The 24,268-nt window shown below is 40.1% G+C and carries 27 protein-coding genes; 13 read left to right on the plus strand and 14 right to left on the minus strand.

Annotation, left to right across the window (positions count from 1 at the left end; translation table 11 throughout):
• Positions 1 to 14: 14 nt before the first annotated feature.
• Positions 15 to 143 (plus strand): response regulator transcription factor, encoded by a 129-nt coding sequence (locus tag MAE_RS33810; protein WP_002798515.1) that lies wholly within the window; start codon positions 15 to 17, stop codon positions 141 to 143.
• 164 nt (positions 144 to 307) lie between these two features.
• Here the strand turns inward: MAE_RS33810 and MAE_RS13135 are convergent, their stop codons facing one another.
• Positions 308 to 1,378: an IS630-like element ISMae27 family transposase gene (locus tag MAE_RS13135; RefSeq protein ID WP_012265278.1), complete on the minus strand. Its 1,071-nt coding sequence runs from the start codon at positions 1,376 to 1,378 to the stop codon at positions 308 to 310.
• Between the two features lie 78 nt (positions 1,379 to 1,456).
• Here MAE_RS13135 and MAE_RS13140 point away from each other — a divergent pair, with 78 nt between their 5' ends.
• Complete coding sequence (locus MAE_RS13140) at positions 1,457 to 2,170, plus strand: hypothetical protein (RefSeq protein WP_012266002.1); 714 nt, start codon at positions 1,457 to 1,459, stop codon at positions 2,168 to 2,170.
• A 2-nt stretch (positions 2,171 to 2,172) separates the two neighbouring features.
• Here MAE_RS13140 and MAE_RS13145 read toward each other — a convergent pair whose 3' ends face one another.
• The 4 genes from MAE_RS13145 to MAE_RS13165 form a co-directional block, all read right to left on the minus strand.
• Positions 2,173 to 3,474, minus strand: a complete 1,302-nt coding sequence (locus MAE_RS13145; protein WP_002798517.1) for a hypothetical protein — start codon at positions 3,472 to 3,474, stop codon at positions 2,173 to 2,175.
• Positions 3,475 to 3,574: 100 nt separating this feature from the next.
• The gene (locus tag MAE_RS13150) at positions 3,575 to 3,814 is read right to left on the minus strand and encodes a helix-turn-helix domain-containing protein (RefSeq protein WP_002798518.1); all 240 of its coding nucleotides are present in this window, start codon (positions 3,812 to 3,814) and stop codon (positions 3,575 to 3,577) included.
• A gap of 316 nt (positions 3,815 to 4,130) precedes the next feature.
• A complete protein-coding gene (locus tag MAE_RS13160; RefSeq protein WP_012266004.1) occupies positions 4,131 to 4,832 on the minus strand; it encodes a DUF4276 family protein in 702 nt (233 codons plus the stop codon).
• A 10-nt stretch (positions 4,833 to 4,842) separates the two neighbouring features.
• Positions 4,843 to 6,270 carry an AAA family ATPase gene (locus tag MAE_RS13165; protein WP_012266005.1) on the minus strand — a complete coding sequence of 476 codons (1,428 nt, stop codon included), beginning with the start codon at positions 6,268 to 6,270 and terminating at the stop codon, positions 4,843 to 4,845.
• A 402-nt stretch (positions 6,271 to 6,672) separates the two neighbouring features.
• Here MAE_RS13165 and infC point away from each other — a divergent pair, with 402 nt between their 5' ends.
• The gene (gene infC / locus MAE_RS13170) at positions 6,673 to 7,203 is read left to right on the plus strand and encodes a translation initiation factor IF-3 (protein ID WP_002797889.1); all 531 of its coding nucleotides are present in this window, start codon (positions 6,673 to 6,675) and stop codon (positions 7,201 to 7,203) included.
• 296 nt (positions 7,204 to 7,499) lie between these two features.
• Here the strand turns inward: infC and MAE_RS13175 are convergent, their stop codons facing one another.
• Entirely contained in the window at positions 7,500 to 9,707 is a 2,208-nt protein-coding gene (locus MAE_RS13175) for a PhoX family protein (RefSeq protein ID WP_012266007.1), read from the minus strand.
• A 508-nt stretch (positions 9,708 to 10,215) separates the two neighbouring features.
• On the opposite strand from MAE_RS13175, the gene MAE_RS13180 reads away from it, so the two are divergent.
• The 3 genes from MAE_RS13180 to MAE_RS13190 all read left to right on the plus strand — a co-directional run bounded on the left by MAE_RS13180 (position 10,216) and on the right by MAE_RS13190 (position 12,340).
• Positions 10,216 to 11,295: a potassium channel family protein gene (locus tag MAE_RS13180; protein ID WP_002797890.1), complete on the plus strand. Its 1,080-nt coding sequence runs from the start codon at positions 10,216 to 10,218 to the stop codon at positions 11,293 to 11,295.
• Positions 11,296 to 11,364: 69 nt separating this feature from the next.
• Positions 11,365 to 11,565, plus strand: a complete 201-nt coding sequence (locus MAE_RS13185; protein WP_041804746.1) for a DUF4278 domain-containing protein — start codon at positions 11,365 to 11,367, stop codon at positions 11,563 to 11,565.
• Positions 11,566 to 11,878: 313 nt separating this feature from the next.
• On the plus strand, positions 11,879 to 12,340 hold the full coding sequence (locus MAE_RS13190) for a PPC domain-containing protein (RefSeq protein WP_002757946.1): 462 nt from the start codon (positions 11,879 to 11,881) through the stop codon (positions 12,338 to 12,340).
• On the opposite strand, the gene cobS is transcribed toward MAE_RS13190, so the two are convergent.
• Complete coding sequence (gene cobS / locus MAE_RS13195; protein WP_012266010.1) at positions 12,337 to 13,095, minus strand: adenosylcobinamide-GDP ribazoletransferase; 759 nt, start codon at positions 13,093 to 13,095, stop codon at positions 12,337 to 12,339. The genes MAE_RS13190 and cobS overlap by 4 nt on opposite strands.
• A 506-nt stretch (positions 13,096 to 13,601) precedes the next feature.
• On the opposite strand from cobS, the gene MAE_RS13200 reads away from it, so the two are divergent.
• From MAE_RS13200 to MAE_RS13225, 6 genes are all read left to right on the plus strand, one after another.
• Positions 13,602 to 13,844, plus strand: coding sequence for a hypothetical protein (locus tag MAE_RS13200; RefSeq protein ID WP_041804104.1), 243 nt, complete (start codon positions 13,602 to 13,604; stop codon positions 13,842 to 13,844).
• A 314-nt stretch (positions 13,845 to 14,158) separates the two neighbouring features.
• Positions 14,159 to 14,437 (plus strand): BrnT family toxin, encoded by a 279-nt coding sequence (locus MAE_RS13205; RefSeq protein ID WP_002797901.1) that lies wholly within the window; start codon positions 14,159 to 14,161, stop codon positions 14,435 to 14,437.
• On the plus strand, positions 14,415 to 14,678 hold the full coding sequence (locus tag MAE_RS13210; protein ID WP_223210680.1) for a BrnA antitoxin family protein: 264 nt from the start codon (positions 14,415 to 14,417) through the stop codon (positions 14,676 to 14,678). The genes MAE_RS13205 and MAE_RS13210 overlap by 23 nt, the downstream gene beginning before the upstream one ends.
• A gap of 432 nt (positions 14,679 to 15,110) precedes the next feature.
• Positions 15,111 to 15,488 (plus strand): DUF433 domain-containing protein, encoded by a 378-nt coding sequence (locus MAE_RS13215; RefSeq protein ID WP_002797905.1) that lies wholly within the window; start codon positions 15,111 to 15,113, stop codon positions 15,486 to 15,488.
• A complete protein-coding gene (locus MAE_RS13220) occupies positions 15,485 to 15,877 on the plus strand; it encodes a hypothetical protein (RefSeq protein WP_002791850.1) in 393 nt (130 codons plus the stop codon). Before MAE_RS13215 ends, MAE_RS13220 begins: the two co-directional genes overlap by 4 nt.
• Positions 15,878 to 16,097: 220 nt before the next feature.
• Positions 16,098 to 17,141 (plus strand): IS630 family transposase, encoded by a 1,044-nt coding sequence (locus MAE_RS13225; RefSeq protein WP_012266014.1) that lies wholly within the window; start codon positions 16,098 to 16,100, stop codon positions 17,139 to 17,141.
• 115 nt (positions 17,142 to 17,256) lie between these two features.
• Here MAE_RS13225 and MAE_RS13230 read toward each other — a convergent pair whose 3' ends face one another.
• The 5 genes from MAE_RS13230 to MAE_RS13245 all read right to left on the minus strand — a co-directional run bounded on the left by MAE_RS13230 (position 17,257) and on the right by MAE_RS13245 (position 21,127).
• Positions 17,257 to 18,993, minus strand: coding sequence for an IS1634 family transposase (locus MAE_RS13230; protein ID WP_012266015.1), 1,737 nt, complete (start codon positions 18,991 to 18,993; stop codon positions 17,257 to 17,259).
• A gap of 67 nt (positions 18,994 to 19,060) precedes the next feature.
• The gene (locus tag MAE_RS33370) at positions 19,061 to 19,216 is read right to left on the minus strand and encodes a hypothetical protein (protein ID WP_012266016.1); all 156 of its coding nucleotides are present in this window, start codon (positions 19,214 to 19,216) and stop codon (positions 19,061 to 19,063) included.
• A gap of 425 nt (positions 19,217 to 19,641) precedes the next feature.
• Entirely contained in the window at positions 19,642 to 20,484 is an 843-nt protein-coding gene (locus MAE_RS13235) for an IS5 family transposase (RefSeq protein ID WP_012266017.1), read from the minus strand.
• A 71-nt stretch (positions 20,485 to 20,555) separates the two neighbouring features.
• Complete coding sequence (locus tag MAE_RS13240; protein ID WP_041804105.1) at positions 20,556 to 20,897, minus strand: DUF5615 family PIN-like protein; 342 nt, start codon at positions 20,895 to 20,897, stop codon at positions 20,556 to 20,558.
• Positions 20,894 to 21,127 (minus strand): DUF433 domain-containing protein, encoded by a 234-nt coding sequence (locus MAE_RS13245; protein ID WP_002799619.1) that lies wholly within the window; start codon positions 21,125 to 21,127, stop codon positions 20,894 to 20,896. The genes MAE_RS13240 and MAE_RS13245 overlap by 4 nt, the downstream gene beginning before the upstream one ends.
• Before the next feature lie 248 nt (positions 21,128 to 21,375).
• On the opposite strand from MAE_RS13245, the gene MAE_RS34095 reads away from it, so the two are divergent.
• Positions 21,376 to 21,516 (plus strand): hypothetical protein, encoded by a 141-nt coding sequence (locus tag MAE_RS34095; RefSeq protein WP_164516965.1) that lies wholly within the window; start codon positions 21,376 to 21,378, stop codon positions 21,514 to 21,516.
• 261 nt (positions 21,517 to 21,777) lie between these two features.
• On the opposite strand, the gene MAE_RS13250 is transcribed toward MAE_RS34095, so the two are convergent.
• Positions 21,778 to 22,074, minus strand: a complete 297-nt coding sequence (locus MAE_RS13250; RefSeq protein WP_012266020.1) for a hypothetical protein — start codon at positions 22,072 to 22,074, stop codon at positions 21,778 to 21,780.
• Positions 22,075 to 22,636: 562 nt separating this feature from the next.
• The gene (locus MAE_RS13255; protein WP_012264152.1) at positions 22,637 to 24,121 is read right to left on the minus strand and encodes an IS1380-like element ISMae9 family transposase; all 1,485 of its coding nucleotides are present in this window, start codon (positions 24,119 to 24,121) and stop codon (positions 22,637 to 22,639) included.
• Positions 24,122 to 24,268: the final 147 nt, after the last annotated feature.

Genomic DNA, 24,268 nt, shown 5'->3' on the forward strand with positions numbered 1-24,268 from the left:
TGATCGAGATAGAGATGAAAATTTTATCGGTAGAAGACGATCAAGCGATTGGGCGATTACTTTCAGACACCCCCAGCGCCGATAACTATACCGTGGACGTGGCTGCGGACGGAAAAACTGACTGGGAAACGATCAAACGATAGGAGTAATATCTACTGGTGTTAGATAGAGGAGTAGGACGGTCTCAGGCTTTGTCGGTGGGGGAGGGTGTGGATTGTTCCTTCTAAGCGCATTAGTTGCCCGTGATGCTCCAATCTGTATCTGAAGAACAGTTATAATTCTTGGTTACTAATGTAATACCATTTTTCTAAATTCCTGACAGACATAGAGCTTCTAAAATCCAAGACCATCCCGTCAAATACCCGATCGTGTCATTGGATAGAGAATTTAAAAGATGGTAAAGTTTACTTCTTAAGTTATCAAGGGAGTTAAAATTGCCCCAGGCCAATAGGTTTTTCAAATATAGCCAAACTCTCTCAATTGGATTTACTTCTGGACAATAGGGAGGTTGATAAAATAGGATAATATTATCAGGTATTTCTAGGTCGGTCGCCGTATGTGCGGGAGCATTATCTAATTGAATAATATGTAATTCCTCAGAAAAAGCTTGAGAAAAAAGCGTTAAATATTGATTAAAACATTCCCCATCTAAATGAGAAAATTCATAGAAAAAACTGCTACCTGTTCGAGGTTCTATTAAACCATAGAGCCAGAGATATTGAAAATTATACTGAAAATTACCAAGGGGCTTTATGCCTTTAATTGTTATTTTATCTCTGACAATGGTATGACAGCCGAAGCGACTTTCATCTTGACACCAGAAGCGGACTTTTAAATATTGACTAACTTTTTCAGATTCCTTTTCTAGTAAAGCTTGTAGCTGTTCAGATAGATTATTTTGGAATATTTTTACTTCTCCTGGTAATTGTTTTAAATTTTGAGGTCGAGCCACTTTTAATTTAGCTTGTAATTCATTTCTTACGAGACGGTAAACAGTTATATAACTGGTGGGTATTTCTAAAATAATTGATACCCAAAAATGAATTTCTTTATAACTTTGAAATCCTTCTGGGTCTTTTAATTCATTCTGAATTAGAGCGGCTTCTTCCACTGAAATCTTTTTGGGTCTTCCCAGTTTTTCTGGTTCTGACAAGAGATTTTCTATCCCTCCTTCTCGATAACAACTTAACCAGCGATGAATAGTTCTTTCTGAGCGTCCTATTAACACGGCGAGATGACGAACCGTTTCTACCTCCTTAATTTTTAGTAGATACAGGGATTGTACTTTAGCAAAGTTTAAAGAGGTTACTTGTTGCTTCAACAAGGATTTTAAGTCTTCTACTGACTCAGCAACATTAATATTAGGGACTCCACTCATTGCCTTTTTACCACACAAACTATACCTTTACCAAGTATGACATACTTTTTGAAAAATGGTATAAGTTTGGGGAACACTATGAGCAACCAAAAATTAAAAAAAATAATTAATTATCATTTATCAAAAGTCCTCGAATATAATGCTTTTGAGCGTTTTGAAGGTGTCACTGACAAGAGTAGTTTTCTTAATATGATTGGTAATGATCCAGCTTTTGCTCCTTTTTTTCTTAATGATACTAAATACGTTACAGCAAGGATTGGAGGGAACCTAATTACTAGCCTCCACCGTAAACTTGGTGATATGTATGAGGAAATTTTTCAGACACTATTAGCAGATAAACTTAATATATCTTCGGAAGATTTATCTTATAGTCTTATGCTAAATATTGACAACAAATCACAGAAACGTTCTACCGATGGATTAATCAGCTACTCAAAATTATCTTTAGAGAATGCTAGACGTATTGAACAGTTAAAAACGGATAAAACAGCGATTGGGATGGCTTTTGAAGTACGTTCTTGCTATCAGATTGGTGACTCAAAACGCATACAGGCTGACCGAGACATGGCTCTAGCACTAAATAATAAAAAAATAGAACCAGTCATGATTATTTTTTGCTCATCTTCTTTGACCAGTCCTGTAAGGCGTCTAAGAGAATATTGGAAAGTCTACGAGGGGGACAATGCTTTTGAGTTTGTCAAACTGCTGACAGGGTTTGATTTACTCAGCTACTTCAAACAGGAAGATAAGTTAATACGAGAAATTATGGACAAGATTTTTGACATGATGTAGTCTTAAGCTTTTTTTACACAAATTGCTGTTTCATAGAGTTTCTTCTTACCTCCACGTTTCCGCAAAACAAGAATTTGCTCAACAGCAAAACCATTCTTTTCAAAAATTTTACCCAATAATATGTCAGTAAAAATATCAACGCCAGATAGTCTAGAATTGCCAACTATATATGCCCCTCTAAACTTTTTACTGGTAACTTTGGCAAGTTGAGCTATATGGTTATCCATCATATTAAAATATTTTATGGCGTAGTTACACATCAAGTTATTTTGTGGACGTAACTGGTTAACCATCGGCAAAAGTATATCAAAAATATGATCATTTGGGGCTACTTCAATCTCATAAAGCATTGACGTAGCCTTACCCCATGTGCCACCAATTGAGGCACAATCTAGATCGGCAGATTCAGAAGCCTGTGAGAAAACTTCCATAAAGAAAAGTTGTGGACGAGTAGTATGGACATAACTAAATCTATTAGGATAAGGAGGAGAAGTAATCACTCTATCTATTGTTTCTTCGACAAAACTAGATAATTGGGTACTATCACCTAGGTAAACTTTTATAGTTCCCCACTTGTCTCTTGTAGATAAATGTTTTAGATCAGTGATAATAGCTTCAAAGTTGTCACGGAAGTCTTTCCAAACCTTAATTTCACGGTTATGTTTATCATCAAAACTAATAGTAGGGTGATTTCGATGAATATTAGCGCAATCTAGAACCGAAGAACACAAAGCTAACCAATAAAGATGTTTATAGTTCTCATTCTCTATTTTCCAAACAGCCCGACGAATTAGAAGTAACTCTTTTAAAACTTCTTTTCTCCACCATCTAAATACATTGTGAATTGGTGGGATAGTTAATTGATATTTTTCCTCGGCAGTTTCTAAAGACAAATTCTTCGCTTCATCTAAAGTATCAAGAAGATAATTTTCAAAAGATTGAAAATGTTGAGTTAATTGTTCAAGATCAACTGCCCAAGTCAAGGCATATTCAGATGCAAGTTTTAGTAATGGATTCAACTCTATGCCTATAGCAAATAGTCCAAGTTTCTTAGCTTCTATTATCGTCGTACCTTTTCCTAAAAAGGGATCGCACAATACAGTTTTTGATGAACATTCTAAATATTCACATAGAAATCTAACTAATTCAGGAGCATAACTTGGCGTTAGTCTAAACCAACGATGAACAGGTTCATTAAGACCATTCAAGAAAGTAACATCCCCAAGTTTGGGTGTCAAAAAATTAAACCCTTCTTGAATGTATTGATCTGTGTAACTTGGTTCAAATAATTCAAGTTGGATCATCTGATTCTCCCTTGTGTTGATGGTTAGATTCTGTGTGATACTCGGCAAATCTTTCACAAACTAAATTGATTACTCTATCAGCATGAGTATAGGTTGCATATTAACTCATAATTTTGTCAGCATATAAAATGGTTTTAAGTTCATCGAGTGAGACTTGATAATATTGGGCAATTTTTTCAAGTAAAGTGGTATTTAGAAACAAAAGTCCATTCTCTAATTTACTTAAGACAGACTGATCCATATCTAAATCGGCCGCAACCTTCCTAACTAATTTAGCTTTAGACTCCCGAAGTTCTTTGATTCGTTTGCCAAAGGAACGATAGCCATCGCTTTTTGACATATTTTTTTCTTGATTAATTTTATTCAAGATATTACTGTATCATACTGTGTTCGCTTCAGTCCACAGTTGCTGGAAGTTTTGCCTGAGTGCGATGTCGAAGGCACTACCTAGCAGTACGCCGATTTTGTCGGGTGCGTTTCTTGCTGCAAATCCGACTAAGCAACTAATCGACGACAGGGAACGCACCCTATGCCATTTTTCTTTATTCGTGGCAGACATTCTACTCCTTTCTCCCTTTTTGGGAGAAGGGTTGGGGGTGAGGGAAATTAACCATCTCTGCCATTACTTTAGAAAAATGGTATTAGCAAGATCCTATTCACGTTTCATCAGGATTATCCTCTATATTGTTGACTTTCGTTAATTGTGGAAAAATATCTCGTACTGCCTCTTCAAATTTTTTGTAGGAAGATAAGGATTCTAATTTCGACAATGGGATGTTTGTACCAATCTGTGAATATAAATCGTCAATTTTTAGTTTATTTCGATAGCGTTTAGTAATACCTTCTCTGGCTTTATTGATGGCATTTTTAATCGTTTCTTTCGGATTGCTAAAAGATTCGGGTTCTTTATCGATTGCTAACTCACTATCACTTTTATTTGTACACAATTCTTTTTTTAGTAATTCTTTGTCTGCTAATATCCAGGCTTCAGTCATTTGTATTGGAACGATAGCAACTAAATTTTTACATAAGTCTCGCTCGTCTGATTTAATAGCATTAAAAGCCGGATTAATTCTTTCCTTAAATGCGTTTTTATCTGTTTTATCATCTGCGTCTGCATGGAAGCACAAAACCATTGCTCCCTTCTCCGCCGCTTGAATTGCGTATTTTTTAGCTTTTTCTCGGATATTTTCGCCAGAGATTTGTGGAAGACAAATTGGATCAAAAATTTTTATATCTTGTTCATCGTCAAAAGCAACTCTCTCGAAAGTGCGCTGAATAATATTCGGTAAAAATCTATGATCGGAACTGCCTTCTGTAGCTAAGGCAATAATTATTTGTTTGATTTTTTTTGCCATCTTAATTGATTTACGTTAATTGGTTTTGTTGATTTTTAATATTTTTAATCGCACTTTCAGCATCAGCAGTTTTTAGATATTCGACAACTTCCGAGAGAGTTAGCTTGGCCTCATTTTCGGAGAAAAATAAGGTTAATTGCTTTTTATTCTCTTTGATAACAGGGTGAAAATTACTGCTTTTCATCTTAATTCGCTTCCCTTCAATAGTGGATATTATAGTGGTAAGTTGAGAAAGCCAAATGCTGACATTTTTATCATCTTGCCAATTAATTAATTGACTCACCAGAACCGGAGAATGAGTGTTCACTATTACTTGGCGTAAAGGCATTTCAGTATCTTCAAAATCGACAGTTAGCTCTTTTAATAATCTTGCCATTGCTTGAATACGAAAAGGATGGATGCCATTTTCTGGCTCTTCAAAACACAGTAATCCTGTGTGTTGTCGGTCGTATTGCAGGACACATAATGTTAATAAACGTAGGGTTCCTTCGGAAAGCACTCTCGAAGAAAACTCCCGACCATCATCACCTTTTACCTTGATAATAAATTGTCGATTTGCTTTGTCGTCATAAACATTAACTTCTGTAAGATTCGGTAGCAGATTATTGAGATCACGGGAAATTGCTGTGAGGGTATATTCATCATCTTGTTTGATGCGAAATAAAGCAGCGGCTAAATTCTTTCCGCTTGCTGTTATTGTATCTCTGATGCCCATATCTTGACGCGTAGGTTCTCGCAGATCTTCGGGATTAAGCTGCATAAACTTCCAACTCAGCATTTCTTGTTTGGCGGCTAATATATGTTTAAAATCTATGGTATTAATGCTGCTTAAAACAGTTTGTGATGCGTTTTTTGCGGGAAATACTTTTTTATTTCCTTGTTGACCGTCTTGAGGTACAACAATGGTAGCAATACCATTAATATCTTCAGTCTTAATATAAGGAATGGCTCTCCTACCCGTTACTACTTTTGGTCGCCAAGTTTCCAATACTGTCTTAGGAATATAATTTTTTACCCAATTATCTTCATTGTGCTTTAAGTTTTCTAAACTTTCATAAACAATATACAAGTTTTCAAAGCCACTTATATTAGACTCTCGTTTAATTTTTAATTGATAGCGTAATCTTGTATATTTAAGATCGACTTCCCCACCCCAATTATCTTTTACCTTGCGATTGACTAACATTTCAACTATAAATTCCATTTCCGTGGCGTAGTCGTCCTCATCATATTGGGTAAAAAGTTCGCTAGGATGTCCTCGTTGCTCGCTAAAAGCCGTCTTCAGATCCACTTCTGCCAGCCGCGCCAACAATTGCAAAGCATCAAATAAATTACTCTTACCAGAAGCATTAACCCCAGCAACTACAGTAAGCGGCGTGAATACCATTTCAAAATTATGAAAGGATTTAAAGCCATGAATTTTAATATAAGTAATCATAGTTTTAGGCGATAGGTAATATTAAAACATCAGCGCAATATTTAACCATACTGGAAAATCTTCTCAACTTTCGCCTGATACTGTCCTACTATAATCTAGACATTGGTTTACAGAGGTAGTGCGATGCCGCCGATTTTGTCGGGTGCGTTACCTGCCGCAACGAGGGAGAACGCACCTTACTGATCGATTCCTGAGAGTATAGGGTCTTAGTCTAACAAAACCCATAGACAACAGCTTATCTGGCTGACGGCCGACGGCTGAGGACCGGCGGCTAAAAATTAACATTGCAAGAAAACTTAACAATTGGCCAAGAAACTCGATCGAGTAGGTAGAATAGCAAGTAAATCATTTTGTAAACTCCAACCGATTAATTAACCAGAATAGAGATAACCCAGAACGCCTGTGATAGATAAAAGACGCACTACTCGCGATCTCCCCCAAATTAACGAAAGAATCCGCTTTCCCGAAATCCGCGTTATCGATAGCGACGGCTCTCAACTAGGAATTATTACTCCTGCCGAAGCTTTACGCGTGGCCGAAGAAAAGGAACTTGATCTCGTCCTCGTCAGTGAAACGGCAAGTCCTCCCGTTTGCCGGATTATGGACTATGGTAAGTACAAGTTTGAACAGGAGAAAAAAGCGCGTGAAGCCAAGAAAAAACAGCATACAGCCGATATAAAAGAAGTTAAAATGCGCTATAAAATCGATGAGCATGACTACAACGTGCGAGTCAACCAAGCGCAACGTTTTTTAAAAGCGGGAGATAAGGTAAAAGCGACGATTACCTTCCGAGGCCGGGAAATTCAACACTCTAACCTAGCGGAAGAATTACTGGCGCGCATGGCCAAAGATTTACAGGATGTGGCTGAGGTACAGCAAGCGCCAAAAAAAGAAGGTCGTAACATGATGATGATGTTATCGCCGAAAAAATAACTAACTAGGGTCTGCTGAAAAAGTTTTTCCTAGGGGCAGGGTGTAGGGTGTGGGGTGTGGGGTTTTACCCATTTTCATCGGGTAAATTACCTAATTTTCAGGGAAAAAGTCCAGGGATTTCCCCCCGACCACTCCCATATCTGGTACTTTTTGATTGACAAAAAGTCTAAAAGTCTTACCCAACAAGGTTTTTAGATTTATTCAGCTAACCCTAACTAATCCGGAAAAAGGGGCTAAGACCCCTTTTTTGTTTTTCAGAAATCCGGAAAGGAAACCAATAATTTAAAACAAATGTATTATCCAGATTTTGACTCAATTCGCCGAATCGCCACCACTGCCGGCCGGGGAGGTTGATTAACTTGACCACTGGGCCAATTCGACCCTAGGGGTACTTGTCGTATTTGTTCAAATTCCTGCCCATTAGTGGTTTTAAGGGCAAATTTGCGGTTTTCAAAGGCCAAATCCCGACGAATTCCCCCCGCTTCCCCCGGATGTTGTACTGCCAAAAATAACGTCTCTTGGTCGGGAGTAAAGTACAATCCCGTTAATTCCGCATCCATGGGAGCGATAGCAAAAGGATAGGGATGCTCTTGACCCTTGGCAAACACCCAAGCGCTATTATTGCCAAAAATACCCAATAAATCCCGTTGACTAACCGGGACACCTTGGGGATAACGAGTTTTCATCTCTCGATTTAACCCACCCGTGGAAATATCGCTAACCATCCAGAGATTTCCCTGTTTATCGAAAGCGAGGTTATCGGGATTAGAAAAACCCTCACCTTTCTCTGTCGGTTCCCCTCCATAAGCGACCACATCCCAACGAAAACTTAAGGAAGCAGCATCGTTATTATCTTCCCTTAAGCTGATAATCCAACCAAATTCGTAGGGTATTTCGCCATTTGGCCCCTTAAATATTTCCTTATCGGCTCCTCCCTCCGCTTCACTGGGACTACCAGAGGTAAAGGTCATATATAAAGTGCCATTCTCGTCCACTTCCGTATCTTCCGGGCGACCAGTACAAGTGACCCCAACGGCGTTAGCGGCAAAATGAGCATCGATGAGAATTGCCCCCTGTTTTTCCGTCCTATTACCTTCATACAGGTCTGCGAGGGTCTTATATTTAGCTTTGTAGGCCAGAATCTCCTCATCGTCCTTAAATAGCAGTAATTTAGTATCATTGACCGTTCTTTCGGGATTCGGCAAGGCTACCACCCCATCCCCGCGACTAGCGGCAATTTGACTCGGTAGGACGGGATTTATCTCCGTGTCGGGATTTAAGGGTATCCAATAACCGGTTTTATCGGCGTTGAATTTGGCCCCGTAGAGCATTCCTTTTTCTAGGAGTTTTGAGTTATTTTTCTGCTTAATATCGCTAATTTTGCCCTCCGAAACGAATTTATAGATATGACCGCCTCTGCGATCGCAACCTGAATAAACCGCCAAGGGTTGCCCCGTCCGAGGGAGAAAAGCGACCGCTTCATGGCGAAAACGCCCTAACCAAGTGTGTTTTGTGCCGTAATCGTCGGGATTGGCCGGATCCACCTCCACCATCCAACCGTATTTATTTCCTGCTAACCCGAAGACGTTACCCCGGCCATCCACTTCCGAACTATTGAGAATAAAGGGGGTAGTATCGGGATGCAAAGAGGAACCATCTTTTAACACTACCTCGGTCACTTGGTCTTGAAAGTTCTCCTCGGCACTAAATACAGTCCCCCAAGGCGTTGTTCCCCCGGCGCAATTTTGCAACGTTCCGATAATTTTTGCCCCTAATCCGTCATCGTAGCCAAGTTTATCGGTTTTGGTAAAAATTGCTACAGCAGGACCGGTCGTTTTCAGGTAGTGACCGTCCTTTAGTCCAGAGATACCGGTAATGCGGCGATCGGCTTTACTATAGGTACGTTGCCATTTTCCCGTTTGATCTTTAGCCAGGGAAATTACGCCAATTCCCTGATCAATTAAGCCTTCTAGGGATATTTCCTCGATTTTTGCCTTTAAGCTGGCATCTTGCAGGTGATAGGCGGCAATTTCACCCTTTTCATTCGTTTTTTCCCGTACTTCCTTGACGGGTAGGGTTTTACCGATCACTTGTTCAAAGGTTTGTAGCCAAGTACGACCACTGATATATTCAAAATTAACGGTTAGATAACCTTGACCCGGACTGGTTTCGATAAAAGATAGATAATCATTGTTATAACCGAAACGGGAATCACCCACTGCATCCCCCCACTGGGCCAGCACATCATAGGTGAATCCTTGCGGAAGAACGAGATCATCTAGGACTTTATAGGTTTGATAGGCACTTTTTTGGCTTTCATCGCTCATGCCGTCAATTTTTAAGGGAATCGGCAGTTTGACTGCAGCAAAGTTTAACCCGAAACTATTGGCAGCGATCGCAGGACTGCTGATCAGAGAGGAAGATTTTTTCTCTTGCAGACTGAAAAAAGAGACACCAGCAGTGGCAGTTAAAAAGGTGAGGAAATTACGGCGAGAAATACTCATATTTTCGGCAATAAAGTCAAAACTGATACTCAGACCTTGATTAGGTTAAATTTTATTACGGACACTTGACATAGGGATTATACAGTATCCAAGTTATGACTAAGTTAACAGCCAGTTAAAAAGCTCTCCTGCAAAAATCTTCCGTTATACTAAATCCGGTTATTAAAAACTGATTATTTAGGGCTTGCTGAATAAATCTAAAAACCTTGTTGGATAAGACTTTTAGACTTTTTGGAAACCAAAAAGTGCCAGATCCCGGAGTGATCGGGTGGAAAATTCCTGGACTTTTTCCCTGAAAATTAGGTAATTGACCCCCTCAAAATCGCTAAAACCCTACACCCTACACCCTACACCCCACACCCTGCCCCCAGGAAAAACTTTTTGCCGCAAACCCTATTTATCCCCCCTTTTGCATGAGTGCCTGTCCTTATAAGTAGCATTATGCTCAACGGATTTAGTATAAATTCTGCTGTAAGCTGATAGCTAGATGGTCAGGTCACGGAAATCGATGCAAAGTTCACTGAAAAGGATTATCATCGGGGCGAGTTTTTTTCTCGCTACGGTAGTCGGAGCAACTATCGGTTATATGGCCTACGGTTGGAGTTTTCTCGATGCCGTTTATATGGTGATAATCACCATATTTGGAGTAGGTTTCGGGGAAGTTAAACCGATTAACACTCCCAGTCTGAGAGCTTTTACCATGTTAGTTATCGTCTGTGGGACCACCTCGGCCGTTTATGTGGTGGGAGGTTTTTTTCAGATGCTCACCGAGGGAGAAATTAACAAAGCTTTTAGCGATCGCCAGATGAATAAAGAGATGGAATCCCTAGAAAATCACGTCATAATCTGCGGTTTTGGGCGTATAGGACGCATTCTAACGACTAAATTGGCAAAAACAGCCCAATCCTTTATTATCGTCGATAATAACCCCGATCGCATTGGATTAGCTCAGGAAAAAGGTTACTTAACTCTTAATGGTAACGCCACCGATGAAAGTATTCTCCAGAAAGCCGGTATCGACAAAGCGCGAGTTTTAGCGACGGTGTTGCCCGATGATGCTTTAAATGTCTTTATCACTTTAACCGCAAGGGAACTCAGTCCGCAACTATACATTATCGCCAGGGGAGAATATCCCAGCACCGAGAAAAAATTAAAACTAGCCGGGGCCGATCAAGTGGTCTTACCTGCTACCATTGGAGCAGAGAGAATGGCCCATTTAATCACCCATCCGGCCGCAATCGATTTTTTACAGGAAGATGAAGGTAGGCGCAATCTCAACGAATTATTAGCCGATATCGACCTGCAATTTGAAGAATACTCGATTTTAAGCGATTCGCCCTTTTTGGGACAACCCATCAGTCAGATGGAAGTGCGGGGACAGGGTGCTTTTATTATCGTTGCTGTCCGTCAATTTGATGGTCGTGTCATCGCCCATCCCGACCATTCCACCATTCTACAGCAAGGCGATACGGTCATTTTATTAGGTCATCGGGGCGATGTTCCTAATTTTGCCCGTCGTTATGCTCTGCGTCGAGAAATGCGCTATCGGGGGTCTTCTTGGTGGGATATTTACCCAGAAAAAAGTTGAGCTTTTCTGGAATTAATTTCGCCGCAGATGGAGATAGGAATGGCTCACCAATTATCTCCAGATACAGCTATGAAATTAACCTATCGCAGCATTGCTTACGACAAAAATCCCACTGCCACCGTTGCTTCCAGTCCGCTGATTTTAGGCTATCGTGGTGTTCCCTATTTAAAAAACCGTGGTGTCGTTCAAACCATTCAGAAACAGGTAGCCGTTACCTATCGCGGTCAAGCCTATAATATCACTCAGTCTTTAGCTTCTTTGCCCATGTAAGAACCCTCTTTAAGTTTTTAACTTCTAGTTCTTTTTCAATCAATCTCTTTTAAATATTGTCAATTAATGATCACAGCAATTACCTTAAACGGGTTTTATCTTCCCTCTTGCTCCAAGGGGGATTTTTAACTTGTTTTGCCAGCAAGGAATATATGTTCATAGTTAACAAAATTAATTACACATATTTTTCCCTTCCGCAGTTCCGCAGTTCCGGTGTTCCCCTTTTCTGGGGTGTGAATTTAATTTTGTCGAACTGCTGATAGTTATCAGTTTTTTGTAGAATAGGGAGATTGAGAAAACGAACATCTGCCCTATGACAAGATTTCCTTTGACTGGTCGCTATTCTGGTTTATGCGTCTTACTCACTTTATTCTGGTTAAGCGGTCAATCTTTACCCGTGCGAGCGGAAAAAATCTATAATCCCCTCCCCCTCATCCTCAATAAAGAAATTAACGATACTCTCACCGACAAAGATATTCCCACGGGTGAGGGGGGGTTTGCTAGAGATTATACCGTAGATTTGGACAAGGACGATCAGGTGGCCATCGATCTCAAATCGGAAAATTTTGATGGAGTTTTAATTCTCCTGGCCGACGATGGTTCCACTGTAGCGGAAAATGATGATGGTCCCGATGGTGGCACTAATGCCCTCCTCTTTGCGCGCATTACCGAGTCGGGTAAGTATGTTATTCGGGTGAGAGCTTTCGGAGAAACCGGTGGGGGAAAATTTACCCTGAAATTAACCCGTTTACGGGCTGTGGATGGCAAAAATTAGCTAATTATTGTCAAAAAAACCAAGAATAGAGCCTCTGTCCACTCCACTACTGCACCGTAGGTATCGCCGGTGTGACCCCGAAGACGACGATATAACCAGTAACCAGTAAGCAGAGCGAGGGCGATTCCGGCACTAATGGCGATTATTCCCCACCTTAGACCGCCAAATAGGGCGATTAACCCCCAAATTATTCCCCCACAGTCCCAGGGCAGACAAAAAGCCACTTTATGAAAGGCTCCCTTGCCGGTGGGTTTGAGGTAGGGATAAAGAGCGATCGCCATTACTTGCCCCCAACGTCCCCAAATTGGTGCTAAAATTAGAGCTAAGGCTCGATTATCGCTTAAATCAGTCAAAGCGGCGATTTTTAGCAGCAAAACCATAGTCACGGCCATGACTCCAAAGGCCCCGGTAACACTATCGGCCATGACCGCTAAACGACGCGGGGGGTCGGTGACAGCTAAACCATCGGCCGTGTCACTAACTCCATCAAGGTGTAGTCCTCCCGTTAGATAAACCCAAACCCCCACAAGGACAACTGCACGAGTTAGAGGTGGCATTCCCAGACCAGCTAGAGTTATATCGAGCAAAACTAGAATTAAACCCAAAAATAAGCCCACTAAGGGAATCCATCGGGCAATTCTGCCAAAATCCCGCCAGGCAATCGGAACGGGAATAATCGTGTAAAAAGCGATCGCACCTAAAAATGAGCGAATTTCTTGACAAATGAAGTTAAATATGGTAGTCAATCCCCCCAAAATTAGATTCCGGTATGGCAGCGTTTCTCATAAAGATGAAGTATAACTTAATTTTGTATCGGCCACCCTGTGGGATTTTCAAAACATCTGAGAACGCCTATAATAATTCGGCATAACACGCTTATTGTAATGTTAAGTACCTAAGCAAAATTAATTACACATCTAAGCCACTACTCCGTCAGACTTCTGGTGTGAGGAAACAGTGAACTGAAAACTCAAATCCGATCCCTAATAGCTGTCTCCCGTCTCCCGTCTCGGAGTCTCCCGTCTCGGAGTCTCCTGTCTCGGAGTCTCCTGTCTCGACTAGGAAATTAATTTTGCACGACTACTTATAGGAAGAGTTCTTGCGATCGCTCTATTTGAGCGTAATATACGGAAAGATTCTTTAAAAAGTGCGTATTTAGCGTGATATACGGAAAATTTCCGTACACTATATAGTTATGCTGCTTCGATTGTTGATGGTGGCATAGTTTGGATATTCAGCCATAGCATTTAGGAGAGAAAAAATGGCTAACCAAGTCATATGCTCGCACTGCAATAGCAAAAACATTCAACCAACTAACCAAAAAAATTATGTCGAGTGTAAAGATTGTGGAGGTATTACCGATACTCGTGATTGGGCAGCTAAATTTCTTGGCTCGGCAGTAGGAACTGGGATAGCTGTGTTGGCTGTCGGTTTACTTCCAGATGAAATTACGGATGGTATTGCTGAAGGTGTCACTGATTTCATGGACGACTTTATGGCATGACCATAGAGGCTGATTTAGTATGTATTAGTTCTAGTCTTTGAGAGTTCCGAATGAAGAGAGTTAAAGCCATATTCGCACTCCTTATAGGTGTTGCGATCATAATATTTGCCCTAGTTGGTTCATTCCCAATTGCAACTAAAATTGGTGTCATTTGCATCTATGGTGTTAGTATGGCAATTATTTTCAGCTATCTATCTTCTGGCTGAGAGTCTATACTTTTGGTGGCAATCGATTTCGAGCAAAGAATAAACCCATTTCAGCCAAATGTGTGATAATGAAAGAAATTAGTTCAGTCTGGCATACCTTAATTCTTCATGCAATTTGAGTGGGACGAAGCGAAAAATATTGAAAATATTCGTAAACATGAGATTGATTTTGCTGATGTTCCCACGATGTTTGATGGAGAAATGCTGATTGAGCTAGATGATCGTTTCGACTATGGCGAAGATCGCTGGTTTGGGATCGGTTTTCTCGGTTCTGGAATAGCAGTAGTAGTCTGGACGGAACGTCAAAAAAATGTAACCCGAATCATTTCAGCGCGAAGAGCCAACCGTCATGAGCAGAAACGATTTGAACAGTACCTCTCGTACTAATTGGGCAGCTTTAGAGTCAAGGTCAGAAGAGAATATCGACTACTCAGATATTCCGCCGCTGACAGATGAATTTTTTGAACGAGCTACTTTACGTATTCCAGCAGATCAAGCACACAACCTAGTTCAGCTTGATCCAGATGTGAAACAGTGGTTTCAGGCTCAAGGAGAACAGTATAAAACCCTAATAAACAAGGTTTTGCGTCAATATATGGAAAGCAACCAAACTCAGCACCAAGCATAACCCTTCGTTGGAGCCGACCTTCAAAAGTGATCTTTATACCCTAAAATTTATCTGCGGCGGCTCAACTTAGCCGTTAGCCTGCTCTGCTTCTGGGTTGAGGCACTTATGCCCTCTTGCATTTTTAGTGCGATCGCCGATCTTGTAGGGTGCGTTAATGAAATGTAACGCACCTTATCTAATGTTCAAAATCCGTGCGTTACGCTAACGCTAACACACGCTACATCATATCGATCGCCAAGATTAAGTGATTGCCAAAGCGATCGGGTATAACACAACGTTGCACCTGACTTAATAAAGCGATCAATGATAAACTAAAATCATGGTAAGCAATCTGGGTTAAGGATTTTGCGAATCAGTCGTCGGGGGGCGTTGGATCCCCTTGCTTTTTTTGTGCGCTACTATGGAATTAAATGATTAAAAGCTAAGACTGCTATGGCACTGGCATCGAATGGACAAACAGCTATAATCCGCACAGAGCGAGGGCTTACAATTGCGGATACTCGTATTACTCTGTATGACGTGATGGATTATCTCAAAGCTCAGTATCCACCCAAGTTTATTCGTGATGCCTTCAATCTTACAGATGCTCAGATTCATGCCGCCCTTTCCTACATTGAAACACATCGAACAGAAGTGGAAGCAGAGTATCAGGAGGTTTTAAAGACTGCCGCAGAAACTAAACAATTTTGGGAAGAGAGGAATCGCGAACGTTTTGCTCGGATCGCTGCTACTCCTCCTCGTCCAGGCTATGAAGCGGTTAGAGCTAAACTTCAGGAACGGAGAGCAAAGCGGGAAGCGAAGAAGCAATGATTGTTCTGGCTGATTACAACTTGAATCGGCAGGCAATTCTGATCTCTGGAAGTCTTGTTGTTAGCGGGTTATTAGATCTCGCTCTAATTCGGTTGAGGACATTTGAAGACGTTGGCTTACCCGCAGACAGCAATGATCGAGTAGTTTGGAGATTTGCCCAAACCAACGGGATGCTCTTACTTACGGCAAACCGGAATGCGAAGGGTGAAGACTCGTTGGAACAAGTAATGCGTGAAGAAAATCAACCGACTTCATTTCCGATCATTACGATTGGCGATCCGGATAGGGTCAATGAATCTGATTATCGAGAACGCTGCGTTGAAAGGCTTGTAGAAATTGTGATCGATATCCAAGACTATATGGGGGCTGGTCGGTTGTTTATTCCATAAGGTGATTGGCGCATCATATCTGTTGGTGACACGGCATAACAACCCCAATGCACACCGACCGACGAAAGCTAATCAGTGTGATCGCCAATCTTGTAGGGTGCGTCTCACGCACCTTTTACCTTTTTAAATATACTTTGCACGGCTACAACTTGCATTTTTTACTCAAGGACAATAATATAGTTTAAGAGTCATAATTAGAAGCAAAGCACTCATTGAAAACATGATTAACCTAGAATTCACCGAAGAAGAAAAGAACTCACTGTATTATGAAAGATTTCATCATCCTCATCCCCGGGTTCAACTTAAGATGGAAGTTCTTTGGTTAAAGAGTCAAAAGATACCGCACCAAAAAATTTGTCAGTTAGCAGGAATCTCGCCAAATACCTTATTAACTTATCTTCGAGATTATCAAGAAGGCGGAATAGAAAAATTAAAAGAAATCAACTTCTATCGCCCTAAAAGTGAATTAGAGTCTCAAAGAGAAACGCTCAAAAAATATTTCGAGAAAAATCCACCAGTCACAATAAATGAAGCTGTATATAGGAGAGAAGAATTGATGGGAATAAAACGAAGTCCTACCCAAGTGAGAAAATTTTTAAAATCAATGGGAATGAAATGTTTAAAAGTAGGTTCTCTTCCTTCTAAAGCTGACCCAGATGAACAAGAGGACTACAAAGAAAAAAAGCTAGAACCCAGACTAAATGAGGCTAAAGAAGGAAAAAGGGCTGTTTTTTTTGTTGATGCCGCTCACTTCGTCATGGGAGCATTTCTCGGTTTTGTTTGGTGTTTTGAGAGACTTTTTGTTAAGTCACCGAGCGGGCGTAAACGCTTCAATGTTTTAGGAGCATTAAATGCAATAACTCATGAAGTTATTCTGGTTACGAATGACACTTATATTACAGCAACTCAAGTCTGTGAACTCCGGTCAAAAATAGCTGCTTTAGGACTAATGATTCCCATCACTCTCGTATTAGATAATGCCCGCTATCAGAAATGTAAAATTGTTGAAAAATTGGCTCTTTCTTTGTCAATAGATCTACTCTATCTACCGTCTTATTCGCCTAATCTAAATTTAATTGAAAGGCTGTGGAAATTTGTCAAAAAGAAATGTTTATATGGTAAATATTATGAAAACTTTTCTGACTTTTCTTCAGCCATTTATGAATGTTTGAATGATGCCCATCTGAAACATAAAAAAGAACTGGATTCCTTGCTGACTCTACGATTTCAGAAGTTTAATAAATCTCAGATTATGAACGTCTAAAGTATATAAGCCCGTCTAACAAATCACTGCACCCGACCGTATACCTGGACTTCCCCGTTGACAAAAGGCCATAACCTGTGCTGTAGGAGGGATTAAGAGAATTTACAGCGCCCCGTTACTGGGTACAAATCAAGGAAACCCCTAATAAATCTAACGCTTTTTGTTGCAGTTGAGTCGGTCGAGTTATCTTAGAAAAACGATAACTTCCCTCCCTAATCGTACATTCTACTGTATTCAAGCAAATTGTCCCCAGGTCTTCCAACAAAGTCCGAAAGCTATGCACAGGAAAGTTCTCTTGATTCCGTTTTTTTCTCTCTTTAGATTGCACCGATTCACTGCGACTCGCCTTAATCACATCAACGGAGCTATCATCAATTTCTTCATCCTCAAATAATAAAGGAGCCAAGCACTGTTTTAAATGCCATTCCACATAATAAGCCAACATACATAAAAAGATATGAGCCTTGACTCTATCACCCTTATAATGATAGATAGGACGTACCTTTAAATCAATTGACTTATAACAGCGAAATGCCTCCTCCACTTGAGACAAACTTTTATAAGCTTTAACCGTCGTCGCTGCATCCATCAAAGTTGACTCCAGAGAAGTTCTTAACACATACACACCATCTAAGGCCGTTTCTTGAGCGATTAATTCCCGCTTACGCTGATAAGAAAAGCCTTCTTCTGTTATCTCTAGGTTATAGTATTTATTGACCTTAAACTGATGAAGAATCTTGCCCACTCTCAAAGCTATCTTATCTTGACCCTTTAAAGCTCTTTTCTCCCTTTGAGTCGCCTGAACAATCAAATCTAGTTCCTTCTCTACCGCTTCTAATAATGCCTCTCTTTGTAGTTGATTTTTCTGGGCAATGAAGGGATTCCGACAAGCAATTAATCTTTCATCGGGATAATCTTCACTCTCAAATTCCACCAAGTTTACCTGCTCAAATAATCCTAATTGAATCACTTCTACCTCAGCCAGTTTCCGAATTTGAGGCTTAGTTAAACCAGTAATATAGTCTAATCCTTCTAGCGGTTTTACTAATTCCTTGATTTTCGAGTTGGTGAAAATTCCTCTATCGCTTACCCAGACCACATTCTCAATCCCCCAACCCTTTCTGACTTTCTCAATTTGTCCGCTTAAAGTAGCACCGTCTGAGGTGTTTCCTTCAAATACTTCTACCGCTATCGGACAACCCTTGGCTGAACAGAGCAGACCAAAAACTATCTGAATTTTCCCTTTCTTTTTATCTCGATTATCACCATATTTTCCCAGTTCACAACCATTTCCTTCTAGGTAGGTAGAAGTGACATCATACAAGACTAATGTTCCTGATTCTAAGTGTTTAAGTGCTAGGTGCTTCTCAATTTTATCTTGTTTTTCTAATAACCAATCTAAGGCGTTATATAATTCGTCTTCATCGGCTTTCTCTAAGTCTAACAATTGTCCTAAACTCTGACTACAAGTCTCACTATTAAACCCTCTCGCTGTGGCTAGTTTCGATTTAGGATTGATGATTCTTGCCACAATCATCGCCACTACTAAGTTTCTGATTCGTGAGGATTTTTCACTGATTATTTTATCTAAACCTAATTTTTTAATCGTCTCTAAAATAGCCATCACATGACCATGAGGAAGACTTCTAATCACTTCAAAATGATTGGGAATGCCTTCATTCATGGACAGTGTTGCCCCTTTAAGAGCCAGTTTCAGATTGTCGATAATATCATCGGGTAATTTTGAGAGATTGGCAAGGGTTCTTTTTTTGACTTGTTCTCCTTCTCGGTAGGACTCTCGAAGAAGAACGGCGGGGGGGGAATTACGGTTAGGAACTTTTTCTATATACATGGCTATCATTCTAGCAAATAGAGAGAATTCTTGTCCATTAAGAAATGTTACAAATTACATGGGTACATTAAGAAAAGTTAATGGGTGTATCCATTGATAGATAAGGGTTTTCGGCTATTATGGTATATATGTATGGGGGAAGTTCAGATTTTAGTCGCGACTTTTTCTTCTCTTCTCGCAATAAACCATGAAGATGGTAAGCTAAACGGCGCTTAACCTGCATGATCCAACAGCTATAACCCTTTTGGAGTCTATATCGGTGATCCGAAGTAAAAGCCGTTTAGCTTATGACATCAACTATGGGAATACTTGGAGCCATTGTAGGTTATCTTTTTGGTATTAAGTAAGCTAAACGGCGCTTAACCTGCATGATCCAACAGCTATAACCCTTTTGGAGTCTATATCGGTGATCCGAAGTAAAAGCCGTTTAGCTTACCTAAGCAAAATTAATTACACATCTAAGCCACTACTCCGTCAGACTTCTGGTGTGAGGAAACAGTGAACTGAAAACTCAAATCCGATCCCTAATAGCTGTCTCCCGTCTCCCGTCTCCCGTCTCGGAGTCTCCTGTCTCCTGTCTCGGAGTCTCCTGTCTCGACTAGGAAATTAATTTTGCACGACTACTTAATAGATCTCTTGCAAAAGTAATCAAGATATATCCTTTTGTCGGTAACGAAGTTCGTAATTGTAGATACCAGCAATCAAATTCAATCTCAGACCAAATCGCCGTCTGCGATTTCTGTATCTTGATGAAAGTATCCGAAATATTTTGAGACGACGATGAATATGTTCTATAACTATGCGCCGTTGTGATAACTGACGATTGGCTTTTTTTTGCTCTTTACTTAGTTTTTCTTTTTTCTTTTTTTTATGAGGAATTTGACTGTTTTGATGGATTTTCTGAATTCCTTGATAGCCTTTATCCCCTAATATTTCTATTTCCTTATTTAACCTTATTTTGCTCTCTTTCCACAGTCGAAAATCATGGACTCTTCCTTTCTCACAACGGACACAGATTACCTGCTCGCTTTTTTGATCGGCAACGACTTGCGACTTTAATGTGTGGTATCCCTGCTTGCCACTATAGCATGATTTCTGTTTTTTTTTGGGTCTTTCTATCTCCTGTTTTGACACATCCACCACTATTACTTCTATTTCACTATTACTTTCTAATAGGGCTTTTTTTTCAGGTAGATTAAACAGACCTGATTTGATGAGAATATTCTCTACTTTCCTAACAATTCTATACGCCGTTGATTCGTTAACACCCCAACTATTTCCCAGATGAAAATAGGTGCGATATTCTCGCCAATATTCTAATGTTATTAGTAGTTGGTCTTCCGTACTCAATTTGCTAGGCCTACCTGTCTTTTTTTGCCAAACTTTTTCTGCCTTTAGGACTGTTACCATATCCTTAAATGTATCTGGATACACGACCCACAAACGTTTGAACTCTGTTGGCTTTAAAGTTTTTACTTGTTCGTAAGTCATCTTTCAATCTTAACTCTTGGACTATTTTATCCTATTTTGTCTAGACTTATGCAAGAGATCTAATGAATAGCTTAAGGAGCATTGCTGATCTCTACGATCATTGTTCCTTGACGTAGTTGTTCTAAAGCATCAGGTAAAGTAGCTGACAGCAATTGCCGCAGATTCCGATTCGTGACATTACCACAGGTCAACCATAAAATTTGGGGAGGTGTTCCCAGGCGACAGACCAAATCAATGAAGTCGCTATCTTTAGTCATAATCACGGCATTTTCGGCTCGCGCTGCTTCAAAGATATTGATGTCTTGAGCATCTCGAAGGGACAAGTCTCGTAGAGCAGACGCTTCTAAACCAAAAGTCGCTGATAACCAGTTCGCCAGCGTTGGAGGTAGTTGGGCATCAATCCAAATTTTCATGCCGTTAGTCTGGGGAAATCAGTACGGCGAGCTGCAAAAAGCAAACAAGCTTGGATATCTGCTAGTTCCAAATCGGGGAAGTCTTCTAAAATTTCATTAATGCTAACGTTCTCAGCCAACATTTCTAAAATATCAGTCACTCGAATTCGCATCCCTCGGATGCAAGGACGACCACCACACTGACCAGGTGTTTGAGTAATGCGGGTAAGCAAGCTAACTGTTGAGTTCATGGGGCGAATCTTTAAAGTATTTAATCTACACCTATTTTATCGGGTAATTCTGTCCCATGCGCCAGCTAACACGTCACGGCAGCGGACGGGTGGAAGCTGCTGGTGCTGAGTTCGAGGTTATCTGCCGCCGCTGATTTGAGCCGTTAGACAGACAAAGTTTTGAGAATTTCGGCTCTTCGGTTTGTGTTATGCAATGGACGGGGGTTATAAGGGATGGAACACTTATATAGAAAGGCATTTAGCGATTTTTGTCAATTGTTTTTGATCTAGAGCGAACTAATCAATTAAGTCTCTTACCAGATAAGGATTTAGTCGATTTATGCCCCCCTATCGAACCATACCAACCCACATTCCGCACCCTCAACTGTCACATTGAAAATTTTATCTAAATCGTCAAAACGATTGCCGGCTCTGAATTACAGGCTAGTTTGTTTGCCCAGCCGATGCACAATTAGCCCTAAAAATCTGATAGTTCTGATACTAAATTATTGAGAGAAACTCTCATTAAGCTGGCGATCGCTGACTAGAGTGTGACACTTCATAATTCTTAGTAATCGCTAAAAGTCTTACTATACAAGGGCTAGAGCAACTTTTGATTTCAACAACTAGGGTGCGGAATGTGGGATACCAAGTAACGAAGAACCAGAATTTCAAAGTAGTCCATCGTACACCCTGAGTTCTGCTACAGTCTGGGCTAGACCTTGCCTTTCATAAGCGGCAAGTAACCCATCAACACTTTGCGGTGGATTTCTTAAACTGATTCGCTGTTGCTTAGCAGCTTCACAGATCACTGAAGGAGCTAAATCAATCAGATGAATAATAAACTCATCGGGATGCTGAGCCTCGATACCATATTGCTCAAGAGTTGTAGCCGGAAAATCTGACAGATTGTATGTAACAATCACATCGGCTCCTGCACAAATGGCAGCCGCTAGTACATCCCACATTCCGCACCCTCAACTGTCACATTGAAAATTTTATCTAAATCGTCAAAACGATTGCCGGCTCTGAATTACAGGCTAATTTGTTTGCCCAGCAGACGCACAATTAGCCCTAAAAATCTGATAGCTCTGATACCAAATTATTGAGATAAACTCTCATTAAGCTGGCGATCGCTGACTAGAGTGTGACACTTCATAATTCTTAGTAATCGCTAAAAGTCTTACTATACAAGGGCTAGAGCAACTTTTGATTTCAACGACTAGGGTGCGGAATGTGGGGTACATGACGGTCATTGGCATCTGGTAAGTTTAGCGATGGAATTAGATCTTTATCCCGCATTTCTCACAAACTGAATTAAGAACCTAATTTGGAGGTTAAAAGTTGGTGTTTTTCAAAAATAAGAGAAACCCGCTTAGTTATCAAGGAATAATCTGACTAAACTAATCAAAAAATTCCTGAATTACTGGAAAAATTCCGTCAATTAGGGAAAATGTTCACGACAAAGTTAGCTGAATTTATAAGCAGCCATTTTTAAGACTATTTAATGATCTTTGAAAACTCTTCAACTTATCCAGTTCCCGCTATCGCTTGAATTCTAGAGTAAGCTATCGCTAAAATATCTTGATAGGGACAAGAACTGGCAATTGCGATTAAAATTCTTCTGACACTAACAGTAATTCTAGCTCCTAATTTAAGGAAATTAAGGCGAATTGTTCCCACTGTCGCTTTGGCAAAAGAAGTTTTAGCCAAACAATTTTGACGAAAAGCTTGCATTAAAACATAAGCCATTGATGACAACCAAAGTCTTAATTGATTACTCTCAAATGTCTGTGTCGAATTCCGGTCAGCAAATAAGTCTAATTGTTGCTCTTTAATTCGATTTGACCTCTCACCTCTGGGGCAATATTTTTCAGTGTAAAGTTTAGATGGGGGAATCTTTGATGCAGGTAAAGAAGTCACAACGTGGCGAATTTTTACGCCCTCACTACCAGGACAAACTTTTGTCACCACTCTTCTTGAACGGCTCCAGGATTTTTGGGTTTGATAACATAGGGAACGATACCAAGTCGATTCTGGTACCAATTTCGCCAATTCTCCTAACTCTTCATCGGGAGAAAATAACGTCTCCATTAATTCAGTAACTGGCTGAAGTCTTTGCTCGTAATCTGCCTTAGCTTTCTCAATTACATCGGTCGCTCGTAATTTTAATTGACTATTCGTTGCCATTGCTAAAACATAATCAACTCCTGCTTGACTTTCGCAAAATTTCATGATATCTTCACGGGAATAGGCACTATCTCCTCGTACTAATATCTGCGTATCTGACCATTTTTCTCGAATTATACCGATTATTCGCTGCAATTCTTCTAATGCTCCCCCAGCAGTATCTACATGAGAAGACCGGAGTTTAGCTACTAATAAATGATGCTCACAGAAAATATACAAAGGAGCATAACACACTCCTTTATAATAAGTATTGAAAAACGCTCCCTCTTGATTTCCATGCACTTGGTCATCGGTGACATCCATGTCTAAAATAATTGGTTTCGGTGGCTTTTTGTAGGATTCTAGAAAGATGTCCACAAAAGCTTTTTCAATTTCTTTGGGGTTAGGCTCGATTTTATGGTAACGACTGTTCTCTTGATTGATGACTGTTTCCGGACAATATTCTAGTCGATTAATTGTACTTTTTCCCGCTAAATTTGCTTGGGCTGAGTCAATAAAATTTAGTTTTTTCAATGCTATTGCTAAAGCTGGAGCATGACGTAATTTATCATGATCATTGACATCCTCATATCCCAAAACTATCCCATAAACTCTTTGTGCGAGTAGTTCATGAACTGAATAATCTAGATAGGATGAATTTCGATAATCTCGAAAACATTCGGCAAACCGAGCCGTTATTTTTAGCTTTTGGTCTAACTCTGCCATCAAAATAATTCCTGCATCTGAGGTGATTTTTCCTCCCTCAAAATTAGCGATTACTTGTCTTCCATTGAGGTTTCCAAAATTTAATTGATTGAGTCGAGACTGGTCTGAACTAGGAGTCATAAACTTGACATACTTTAAATAGTTTTAATGATTAAATTATAGCAAGCTTTTGACTTCATTCTCTACTTAAAATTGAGACTTTATCAACTAATTAACCTAAAAATACGCATTTTAAATTTGTTCTTTTTTCAAGGTCTAATTGATGAT

Source organism: Microcystis aeruginosa NIES-843 (assembly GCF_000010625.1).
Classification (GTDB): domain Bacteria; phylum Cyanobacteriota; class Cyanobacteriia; order Cyanobacteriales; family Microcystaceae; genus Microcystis; species Microcystis aeruginosa.